This is a genomic window from Kitasatospora sp. Ki12 (assembly GCF_054601375.1).
The window spans coordinates 351,108-362,358 of record NZ_BAAIHT010000001.1; the positions used below are offsets into that span (position 1 = coordinate 351,108).

The following is an 11,251-nucleotide window of genomic DNA, read 5'->3' on the forward strand; positions in this document are numbered from 1 at the left end:
ACGACGAACGGTTGTCGCCGGAACGGCCCATCACCCGTCGGAATCGGGCTGTCGCCCTTTTTGACAGCCTTCGGTCAGGCGTCGACCGGCGTCGCGTCCAGGCTCGCCACCAGGGCCGTCACCTTTCGGGCGATGTCCGGGGCGTTCAGGCCGATCTCGGCCAGGATCTCGTTCCGGCTCGCGTGGTCCAGGAACTCCTGCGGAATCCCGAAGTCGCGCACCGGCAGATCCACGTCCGCGTCCCGCAGCGCCTGCGCCACGGCCGCGCCGACGCCGCCCACCCGGCCGTTGTCCTCGATCGTCACGACCACCCGGTGCTCGGCGGCCAGGCCCGGCAGGGCCCGGTCCACCGGCTTGACCCAGCGCGGGTCCACCACGGTGGCGGTGATGCCCTGGGCGGCCAGCAGGTCGGCCACCTCCAGGCTGGTCGGGGCCATCGCACCGACCGAGACGATCAGCACGTCGGCGCGGTGGGCGCCCGAGGGCTCCCCGGCGGCGCGCAGCACGTCCATGCCGCCGACCCGGCCGACCGCGGGAACGGCCGGGCCGACCGTGCCCTTGGAGTAGCGGACCACGGTCGGGGCGTCCTTGACCTCGACGGCCTCGCGCAGCTGCGCCCGTACCTGGTCGGCGTCGCGCGGGGCGGCCAGCCGCAGGCCCGGGATGACCTGGAGGATCGACATGTCCCACATGCCGTTGTGCGAGGCGCCGTCCGTCCCGGTGACGCCGGCCCGGTCGAGCACGAAGGTGACGCCCAGCTTGTGCAGGGCGACGTCCATCAGGACCTGGTCGAAGGCCCGGTTGAGGAAGGTCGCGTAGACCGCGAACACCGGGTGCAGGCCGTTGGTGGCCAGGCCGGCGGCGCTGGTGACGGCGTGCTGCTCGGCGATGCCGACGTCGAAGATGCGGTCCGGGAAGGCCTCGGCGAACGGGGCCAGGCCGACCGGGTGCAGCATCGCGGCCGTGATGCCGACGATGTCCTCGCGCTCGTGGCCGAGCGCGACCATCTCCTCGCCGAAGACGGAGGTCCAGTCCTTGCCCGAGCTCTTGACCGGCAGGCCGGTGTCCGGGTGGATCACGCCGACGGCGTGGAAGCGGTCCTCGTCGTTGTTCTCGGCGGCGTGGTAGCCGCGCCCCTTCTCGGTGAGGCAGTGCACGATCACCGGGCCGCCGAAGCCGCGCGCCTTGGTCAGCGCGGACTCCAGGGCGGTCAGGTCGTGGCCGTCGATCGGGCCGATGTACTTGAGGCCGAGGTCCTCGAACATGCCCTGCGGGGCGATGAAGTCCTTGAGGCCCTTCTTGGCGCCGTGCAGCGTCTCGAACAGCTGCTGGCCGACCACCGGGGTGCGCTGCAGCGCGTCCTTGCCCCAGGACAGGAAGCGCTCGTAGCCCTGGGTGGTGCGCAGGGTGGCGAGGTGGTTGGCCAGGCCGCCGATGGTCGGCGAGTAGGAGCGCTCGTTGTCGTTGACGACGATGACGACCGGCAGGTCCTTGGCGTCGGCGATGTTGTTGAGCGCCTCCCAGGCCATGCCGCCGGTCAGCGCGCCGTCGCCGATCACGGCGACGACCGGGTCCGCCTTGCCCTGGATCTTGTTGGCCTTGGCCAGGCCGTCCGCGTACGAGAGCACCGTGGAGGCGTGCGAGTTCTCGATCACGTCGTGCTCGGACTCGGCGCGGGACGGGTAGCCGGACAGGCCGCCGCTCATCTTCAGCCGGGAGAAGTCCTGGCGGCCGGTGAGCAGCTTGTGGACGTAGCTCTGGTGGCCGGTGTCGAAGAGGATCCGGTCGCGGGGCGAGTCGAAGACCCGGTGCAGCGCGATGGTGAGCTCCACCACGCCGAGGTTGGGGCCGAGGTGGCCGCCCGTCTTGGAGACCTCGGTCACCAGGAAGGTCCGGATCTCCTGGGCCAGTGCGGCCAGCTGTCCGGGCGTGAGCCGGTCGAGATCGCGCGGTCCCCGAATGCGGGTCAGCAGGGCCACCCGTTCCTCCTCGTTCAGTGTTCGCGGACCGTGGACGGTCCGACGGGCGTCGCTGCCCGGTCCGGCGGCGGACCGGCGGTCGCGGCCGGTACCGACCGGTCGAGTCTAATGTCCGCCTGCCGGACGCCGAGCGGCGCGCCCGGTGCCACCGTTCGGTTACCGCCATTCCCGGAGGTCGGCCGGGGGGTGCGGGTCACGTCAGATTGACGTACGGGCGTTCGATCATCTTTATCTCGCCGTCCCGTCCCGGTGTCGTTCCCGCCTCGTCCCCGTCCCGCCGGGCGGCCGCGGCTAGGCGCGGCCCAGGGCCCCGGACTCGCCCATCTCGCTCATCACCAGGGCCAGCGCGCCGAGCACCTCGGCCCGGCCGCCGAGGGTGCCCGGCACGATCGAGAGCTGGCGGGCGGCGCTGGGGATGGCGTAGCGGGCCACCGAGTCCCGGATCGGGGCGAGCACCAGCTCACCGGCCTCGGCGAGGTCCCCGCCGAGGATCACCCGGCGCGGGTTGAGCAGGTTGCACAGGGTGGCCACGCCGGTGCCGATCTGCCGGCCGGCGTCGGCGATCACCCGGCGGCAGCCGAGGTCGCCCTGGTGGGCCAGCTCGACCACCCGGGGCAGGGTGAGGTCCGGGCCGAGCGTGGAGGTGAGCAGGGAGAGCAGGTAGCGGGAGCCGACGAAGGTCTCCAGGCAGCCGCGGTTGCCGCAGCGGCAGACCGGCCCGGCCTCGTCCAGCGTGATGTGCCCTATCTCACCCGCCGTACCGCCCGGACCGCGGTAGATCTGGCCGTTGACCACCAGGCCGGCACCGACACCGCTGGCGATCTTGATGTAGGCGAGGTCGCTCAGCCCGCGGCCCGCGCCCCAGACCAGCTCGCCGAGCGCGCCGAGGTTGGCGTCGTTGTCCACGTGCACCGGCATGCCGAGCCGCTCCCCCAGCTCCCGGCCCGGGGCGATGCCCGTCCAGCCGGGCAGGATCGCGGTGGAGCCCAGCGCGCCCGTCTCCACGTCGATCGGACCGGGCACGCCCAGGCCCACGCCGATCACCTTGTCCGACCGGAACCCGGCCTGCGCCAGCAGCCGCTCGACCATCGCCTCGGCGCGGTCGAAGCCCTGCTGGGCGGAGACGTCCACGTCGATCGGGGCGCTCTCCTCGGCCAGCACCCGGTGCGCCAGGTTGCCGACCGCGACCCGCAGGTGGGTGTGGCCGAAGTCGATGCCCACCACGATGCCGGCGTCGCCGCTGAGCGAGACGCTGCGGGCGCGGCGGCCGCCGGAGGAGGTGTCGGCGACCACGACGGTGCCGCTCTCCTTCAGCTCCCGCACGATGTTGGAGACGGTGGCGGCGGAGAGACCGGTGCCGCGGGCGATCTCGGCCTGGGTCAGCGAGCCGGCCATCCGCACCGCGCGCAGGACCCGCTCCAGGTTCGCCCGGTGCAGGGACGACTGCGAGCCCGGTGTGTCGGTCGACATGATCCACCCTCCCAGGGGCGGGGAACCCTACGCCGGGCGTCCCCTTCAACTCCTGAAGGGTACGGCCCGGGGGCGGGGCGGGGTGTGCCGACGGGGGCGGTCGGGTGGCGGAGGGCGCCGGGCGGGCGCCGGGCGGCTCCGGAGCGGGCCGGGTGACGGCGAGCGGCGGCGACGGGAGCGTACGGGCCCGGAGGGCCGGGGCGTGGTCACGCCCGGGTGTCGGGGGTGGGTGCGGGGTGATCGCCGGGTGAAGGTGTTGCACGGCCGGGACCTGCGGGGACGGGGTTCGGCCGTCCTGGCGGCGGCCGAAAACCACACACCACTAGCATGGTGCCCACTTCTCACCCGTCCCATCCGGACCGTGGACGGTACCGGCAGGGGGACACTTCCAGACATGACGGGGAATCAGATGGCAGGGGATCACCCTACGCCGGGGACAGGCGAAACGCCCGGCAGCGGTCCGCAGGACAACCGGGGCGTATCGTTCGGACGCCCGCCGGGCGGCGGTGTCGATCCCGCCGCCGTCGCGGACCAGATGACGCAGCTCGACGGCTCGGCCATCCCGGGCCCGGCGGCGCCCGCCGGACCGCCGCCCGCCCAGCCGCCGGCACCGCCCGCCCAGCCGCCCGTCGGCGGCGCCGAGTACGCGGCGTACGCGCCCACCGCGGCCGGCGGCTTCCCCGCGCAGGCCCCGCCGCCCGGTGCGCCGGTCGGCCCGTACGACCCGGTGGCCGGCGGCTACGGCCCGGACGCCGGGCAGGGCTACAACACCACCGGCGGCTACGCCTACCCCCCGCAGCAGCAGCCCGGGTACGGCTACCCCGGCGCCCCGACCGCGCCCAAGCGCAACCCGGTGATGCTGTGGGGCGGAATCATCGGCGGTGTGCTGGCGATCGCGATCGTGGTCGCCCTGGTCGTCCTGCTCAAGGACCCCGACCCGGACCCGACGCCGGGCCCCGGCCCGGTCGCCAGCAGCGGCGGCACCAGCGACGGTCCGAGCAACGACGCCACCCCCGGCCCCGGCCCCAAGGGCGGCGCCACCTTCAACGTCGCGTGGAGCGCCCCCAAGGGCGCCAACACGGACGGCTCGAACCAGATGCTCGGCGTCTGGGGCACCGACAAGCTCGCCATCCGCGTCGACAGCAACGGCATCAAGGCCTACAACCTGACCGACGGCAAGGAGGCCTGGACGATCCCCGTCCCGGCCGGCGTCAAGGAGCTGTGCACCGCCTCGTACGGCGCCAACTCCAAGGGCGTCGCCGCGCTCTCCTTCAACACCGGTGACAGCGACTGCTCCACCGTCGGCGCCGTCGACCTCAACCAGGGCAAGCTGCTCTGGAGCGTCAAGGTCTCGGCCGACCGGATGTCCTCGCCGACCCTGAGCGTCACCGACAACGTCGTCGCCATCGGCGGCAACATGGTCGGCGCCCTGAACATCGCCAACGGCCAGCCGGCCTGGCAGTTCCAGCCCCGCGACAAGGACTGCAGCGTGCGCGGCCGCGCCGCCGGCACCCAGATCGCCGTCAGCGACCGCTGCTACGGCGGCAGCGGCCCCAAGTCGCAGCTGGTCATCGTCAACGCCGAGACGGGCAAGGCGGCCAGCACGCCGATCACCCTGACCGGCACCATCGAGCAGGTCGACCAGGTCGTCTCGGACAAGCCGCTCGTCCTGCTGATGTCCAGCGGCCCGCAGGGCGACTACGTCCTGCCGTTCGACAAGGACAACAAGCCGGGCAACCAGATGTCCGTCAAGGAGGCCGGTTCGGACAGCCTCCGCCTGTCCGGCCAGGACGAGGCCCTCACCCGCAACGTGGTCAGCGGCTCCACCCTGTACGTCCAGGTCAGCGGCACCAAGCCGGGCATCAACGCCTACGACCTGAACACCGGCAAGCGCCTGTGGGCGGCCGCCGCGGCCGGCACCAGCAACGACATGCGGCTGGTCTCCGGCGTCGACAAGGACGGCAAGGTCCGCGCCGTCGTCGAGCAGGGCTACGACAAGCCGGCCCGTCTGGTGACGCTCTCGCCGACCGACGGTTCGATGACCGACATCGGCACCATCGCGATGCCGAACGGCCTGGACATCGGCACCAGCACCTCCGAGTACCTCGTCTCGGACGACGGCAGCGCCGTCTACGCCTTCCGTCGCTACAGCTCCACCGACGGTCCGCTGACCAAGTGGAAGAAGTGACGTCCGGGTCGTGCCCCCCGCTCGGGGCATGACCCCTCGTCGTGGCCGGTAGCGGCCGTGTCGAACCACAGGCGGGGCGGGTACGGGCATCTGCCCGGGCCCGCCCCGCGTGTGATTTTCCGGCGGGCCCGGGCGTTGGACATGCGAGGATTCGCACCATCAGCCCGACAAAGGAGTGCAGCGAGTGCCCGGCACAAACTTGACCCGCGAGGAAGCCCGCAACCGGGCCGATCTCCTCCGCGTGGACGCGTACGACATCGAGCTCGACCTGGCCTCGGCCCGTGAGGGCGGCACCTTCCGGTCCACCACCGTGGTCCGGTTCACCGCCAACACGCCCGGCGCGGCCACCTTCATCGACCTCGTCGCCCCGCGCGTCGAGGAGATCACCCTCAACGGTGCGCCGCTCGACCCGACGAGCTTCGCCGACAGCCGCATCCCGCTGCCGGACCTGGCCGCCGAGAACGAGCTGCGGGTCGTCGCCGACTGCGAGTACACCAACACCGGTGAAGGCCTGCACCGGTTCGTCGACCCCGTCGACGGCGAGACCTACCTGTACACCCAGTTCGAGGTGCCGGACGCCCGCCGGGTCTTCGCCAACTTCGAACAGCCCGACCTGAAGGCCGCGTTCACGTTCACCGTGACGGCCCCCAAGGGCTGGGTCGTGGTCTCCAACTCGCCGACCCCGGCCCCGGTCGGCGACGGCGACACCCAGGTCTGGGCGTTCGAGCCCACCGGCCGGATCTCCGGCTACATCACCGCCCTGATCGCCGGCCCGTACGTCGGCGTCTTCGACAGCTACGAGAACGGCGAGCAGAAGGTGCCGCTCGGCGTCTACTGCCGGCCCTCGCTGCGCGAATTCCTGGACCCGGAGGCCGTCTTCGCGGTCACCAAGCAGGGCTTCGACTACTTCCAGGAGAAGTTCGACTTCCCCTACCCCTTCGCGAAGTACGACCAGCTCTTCGTCCCGGAGTTCAACGCCGGCGCGATGGAGAACGCGGGCGCCGTCACCCTGCGCGACCAGTACGTGTTCCGCTCCAAGGTGACCGACGCCGCCTACGAGGCCCGCGCCGCCACGATCCTGCACGAGCTCGCCCACATGTGGTTCGGCGACCTCGTCACCATGGAGTGGTGGAACGACCTCTGGCTGAACGAGTCCTTCGCGACCTACGCCGAGGCCGTCTGCCAGGCCGAGGCCCCCGGCTCCAAGTGGCCGCACTCCTGGACCACCTTCGCCAACCAGATGAAGACCTGGGCCTACCGGCAGGACCAGCTGCCGTCCACCCACCCGATCATGGCGGAGATCAACGACCTGGAGGACGTCCAGGTCAACTTCGACGGCATCACCTACGCCAAGGGCGCCTCGGTGCTCAAGCAGCTGGTCGCCTACGTCGGCCAGGACGCCTTCTTCCAGGGCGTGCGGGCCTACTTCAAGCGCCACGCCTGGGGCAACACCCGGCTGAGCGACCTGCTGGGCGCCCTGGAGGAGGCCAGCGGCCGCGACCTCAAGGCCTGGTCCAAGTCCTGGCTGGAGACCGCCGGCATCAACGTGCTGCGGCCGTCCATCGTGCTGAACACCGACGGCGAGATCGAGTCCTTCGCCGTGCTGCAGGAGGCCCCCGCGCTGCCCGCCGGCGCCAAGGGCGAGGCCGTGCTGCGGCCGCACCGCATCGCCATCGGCCTCTACGAGCTGAACGGCGACGCGCTGGTGCGCACCGACCGGATCGAGCTCGACGTCGACGGCCCGCGCACCGAGGTGCCCGAGCTGGTCGGACGTCACCGCCCGGCCGTCGTGCTGCTCAACGACGACGACCTCTCGTACGCCAAGATCCGGCTCGACGAGGACTCGCTGGCCGTCGTCACCGACCACCTCGGCGGCTTCACCGAGTCGCTCCCCCGCGCGCTGTGCTGGGCCTCCGCCTGGGACATGACCCGCGACGGCGAACTCGCCGCCCGCGACTACCTGTCGCTCGCGCTGTCCGGCATCGGCCGCGAGTCCGACATCGGCGTGGTGCAGTCCGTGCAGCGCCAGGTGAAGCTCGCCCTCGACGCCTACACCGACCCGGACTGGCGCGAGGAGGGCCTCTCCCGCTGGGCCGCCGCCGCCGAGGAGCACCTGCGCGCCGCCGAGCCCGGCAGCGACCACCAGCTGGCCTGGGCCCGCACCCTCGCCGCCGTCGCCCGGACCGACGGTCAGCTCGGCCTGCTCGCCGGTCTGCTGGACGGCTCGGTCGAGATCAAGGGCCTCGCGGTCGACACCGAGCTGCGCTGGACGCTGCTCACCCGGCTCTCGGCCACCGGCCGCGCGGACGAGGCGGCGGTCGCCGCCGAGCTGGAGCGCGACAACACCGCGGCCGGCCAGGAGCACGCGGCCACCTGCCGTTCCGCCCGGCCGACCGCCGAGGCCAAGGCGCAGGCCTGGGCGTCGGTGGTGGAGTCCGACAAGCTGACCAACTACGTCCAGGAAGCGGTGATCGCCGGCTTCCAGCAGTCCGACCAGCGCGAACTGCTCGCACCGTACGCGGCCAAGTACTTCGCGGCCGTGAAGGGCGTCTGGGAGAGCCGCAGCCACGAGATCTCGCAGCAGATCATCGTCGGGCTCTACCCCGGCCTGCAGGTCACGGCCTCGACCCTGGAGGCCACCGACGCCTGGCTGGCCTCGGCCGACCCGGCGCCGGCGCTGCGGCGGCAGGTCGTCGAGGCGCGGGCCGGCATCGACCGCGCGCTCAAGGCCCAGGCGGCCGACCGCGCGGCGGGCACCCGCTGACGGTCCGCGGATAAGCCGGAAGGGGCGTCGGACGGGATCGTCCGGCGCCCCTTCGGGGGTTGTACGGGTCCTGACGGACACCCTGCGAGGACACCCCGCGGGGCGCCCGGGCGGGACGCTGCGCGCGGGGGTGTTACTTCTTCTTGCCCTTGCCGTACGGCAGACCGGCCAGAGCGGCGATCAGCGCGAAGGCGACGAGCGGGAGAAACACGTACAGGCCGAGGGTCTGGCCGACGCTCAGGCCGGAACCGGGGTCATCGCCGTCGTCCCGGGTGAAGGCCATGGCGGGCGACGACAGCAGCATCATCAGCGTGACCGTTGCGGAGACCGCGCCGGCTCGCAAAGCGTTCCTCTTGTCCACGTTTCCAACTTACCCGCCGCTTATGGGAGGGCGCGCGTCGGGGTCGGCCTGGCGGGTGGGGGGCGCTCGACCGGCCCCGCGCGCGGGGTCAGTGGTGGTCAGTGGTGGTCAGTGGTGGTCAGTGGGCGGGGACCCGGGGCCGCGGGGGGCCGGTGGGGCGAGGAGGTGGGCCAGCAGGCGGGCGGTGGGATTGTCGGCCAGGCGGTCGAGGGTGACCGGGGTGCCGGCGCCGTCGGCGACCGGGAGGCGCCAGTTCGGGTACTGGTCCCAGGTGCCCGGCAGGTTCTGCGGGCGCGGGTCCCCGACCAGGTCCGGCAGCCAGACACCGACCAGCTCCGCCGGGGTCGACCGCAGGAAGCGGTACAGCACGGGCGCCGACAGCGGCTCGTCCGCGGTGAGCAGTCCCCGCGCGGCCAGCTCCGCCCGCCAGTCCGCCAGCTCGGCCGCCGCCTCCTCCTGCTCCTCGCCCAGCGGGCGGGCCAGCAGGCCGAGGCGGTGGCGCAGCTCGACGTGCTCGCCGGAGAGCCGGGCCGCCGTGCTGGGCAGGTCGTGGGTGGTGAGGGTGGCCAGGCAGCCCGGCCGCCAGCGGTCCGGGGGCAGGATGGCGCCGTCGCCCTGCCAGTCCCGCTCGAACCAGAGCACCGAGGTGCCGAGCACCCCGCGCGCCGCCAGCTCCTCCCGGACACCCGGTTCGACCGTCCCCAGGTCCTCGCCGATCACGGCCGTCCCGGCCCGGTGCGCCTCCAGGGCCAGCACACCGAGCATCGCCTCCGCGTCGTAACGGACGTACGCGCCCTCGGTGGGCGGGTGGCCGGCCGGTACCCACCAGAGGCGGAAGAGGCCCATCACATGGTCGATGCGCAGGGCGCCCGCGTGCCGGGCGGCGGCCCGCAGCAGCTCCGCGTACGGGGCGTAGCCGGCCTCGGCGAGGGCGTCCGGGCGCCAGGGCGGCAGGCCCCAGTCCTGGCCGTGGGCGTTGAAGGCGTCCGGCGGGGCGCCGACCGAGATGCCGCCGGCCAGCACGTCCTGCAGGGCCCAGGCGTCGGCGCCGTCCGGGTGCACGCCGACGGCGAGGTCGTGGATCAGGCCGACCGGCATCCCCGCCTCGCGGGCGGCGCGCTGGGCGTCGGCGAGCTGCTGGTCGACCTGCCAGGCCAGCCAGAGGTGGAACTCGACCCGCTCCTGGAGCTCCTTGCCGGCCTGCTCGACGTGTGAGCCGTCCGGGTGACGCAGGCCCTTCGGCCAGTGGTGCCAGTCGGAGCCGTGCACCTCGGCCAGGGCGCTCCACAGGGCGTGCCGGCGCAGCCACTCGCCCTCGCGGCGCCGGAACGCCTCGTACGCGGCCTGCCGGCCGGGCCCGCGCGGGACCTCGTGCAGCAGCTCCAGGGCCTCGCGCTTGAGCGTCCGGACCGCGTCCCGGTCGATCAGCCCGTCGTGGGCCAGGACCTCGTCGCGCAGCCGGGCGGCCCGCTGGGCCAGCTCCTCGGTCCGCGCCCGCTGCTCCGCATCCAGGTACGCGTACTCGGGGACGGCCTCGATCCGCAGGTGCACCGGGTCCGCGAAGCGGCGCGAGGAGGGGCGGTAGGGGGACGGGTCGGAGGGGGTTCCCGGCAGGCCCTGGTGCAGCGGGTTGATCTGCACGAAGCCCGCGCCGAGGCCGGCGCCCGCCCACCGGGCCAGTTCGGCGAGGTCGCCGAGGTCGCCCATGCCCCAGGAGCGGTCCGAGAGGACGGAGTACAGCTGGGCGAGGAAGCCCCAACTCCGGCCCGGCAGCCGGGGGAACCGCTCCGGGGCGACGACCAGCGCCGCCTCGGCGGCCCGTCCGTTGCTCTCCGCCCTCAGCCTGTGCCGGCCCAGCGGCAGGTCGGCCGGCAGCCAGTGCGAGTGCCCCCGGGGCAGCTCCCAGCTCCCCCCGTCCTCCAGCTCCACCCGCAGCCGGGCGTCCGCCGGGACGTCCAGCGCGGTGCGCCGGCCCTGCCGGACCACCACGCACGGCGGCAGCAACCTCGCCTGCTGCTCGGCCCGGTGACGCTCCAGCGCCCCCCGCACCTCCTCCGGCGTGCCGGCCGCCACGCCCAGCGCCGTCAGCACGGCGACCAGCGTCCGCGCCCCGACCAACTGCCCGCCCGGCCCCGGATATCGGGTGTCCACCCCGTACGCCTGTGCCAGCGCGACCAGTTCGGCCGGTGGCGGCGGAGCGTCCTGCGCCGGTACCTGCTCGGCTCCGTCACTGTCGTGGTAAGCGGCCACTCGCGGCTCCTGCGATGTCTCGGCTACGCCCGGTCAGGGCTCCCCAAGTCCTACCCGGGTAACCGCCCGACGACGCTGCGCGACACGACGGCGGACGGGAGACGGCGCCGGGTGGCGTGTCGGCGGACCGTCAGTACCCGGAACGACGGCGGCGATCCGGCTCCGGCGGCGGCTCGCGGGCGCGGTGGCGGCCGTGAGGCCGGATCACCACGTCAGAGGTGGTCGGACGGGTCGTCGGC

The 11,251-nt window shown here is 73.4% G+C and carries 6 protein-coding genes; 2 read left to right on the top strand and 4 right to left on the bottom strand.

Annotated elements, in window-relative coordinates; all coding sequences use genetic code 11:
- Nucleotides 1-74 precede the first annotated feature (74 nt).
- Both dxs and ACYP53_RS01580 read right to left on the bottom strand, forming a co-directional pair.
- On the bottom strand, nt 75-1,979 hold the full coding sequence (gene dxs, locus ACYP53_RS01575; RefSeq protein ID WP_189916452.1) for a 1-deoxy-D-xylulose-5-phosphate synthase: 1,905 nt from the start codon (nt 1,977-1,979) through the stop codon (nt 75-77).
- Nucleotides 1,980-2,270: 291 nt separating this feature from the next.
- Nucleotides 2,271-3,449 (bottom strand): ROK family transcriptional regulator, encoded by a 1,179-nt coding sequence (locus ACYP53_RS01580; protein WP_189916453.1) that lies wholly within the window; start codon nt 3,447-3,449, stop codon nt 2,271-2,273.
- Nucleotides 3,450-3,984: 535 nt separating this feature from the next.
- Between ACYP53_RS01580 and ACYP53_RS01585 the strand changes: the two genes are divergently transcribed.
- Both ACYP53_RS01585 and pepN read left to right on the top strand, forming a co-directional pair.
- Entirely contained in the window at nt 3,985-5,637 is a 1,653-nt protein-coding gene (locus tag ACYP53_RS01585) for an outer membrane protein assembly factor BamB family protein (RefSeq protein ID WP_459646444.1), read from the top strand.
- Nucleotides 5,638-5,821: 184 nt separating this feature from the next.
- Complete coding sequence (gene pepN, locus ACYP53_RS01590; protein WP_459646445.1) at nt 5,822-8,401, top strand: aminopeptidase N; 2,580 nt, start codon at nt 5,822-5,824, stop codon at nt 8,399-8,401.
- A 133-nt stretch (nt 8,402-8,534) separates the two neighbouring features.
- Here pepN and ACYP53_RS01595 read toward each other — a convergent pair whose 3' ends face one another.
- Together ACYP53_RS01595 and malQ are read right to left on the bottom strand one after the other, a co-directional pair.
- Complete coding sequence (locus ACYP53_RS01595) at nt 8,535-8,762, bottom strand: hypothetical protein (protein ID WP_189916456.1); 228 nt, start codon at nt 8,760-8,762, stop codon at nt 8,535-8,537.
- A gap of 108 nt (nt 8,763-8,870) precedes the next feature.
- Nucleotides 8,871-11,012: a 4-alpha-glucanotransferase gene (gene malQ, locus ACYP53_RS01600; protein WP_189916457.1), complete on the bottom strand. Its 2,142-nt coding sequence runs from the start codon at nt 11,010-11,012 to the stop codon at nt 8,871-8,873.
- Nucleotides 11,013-11,251: the final 239 nt, after the last annotated feature.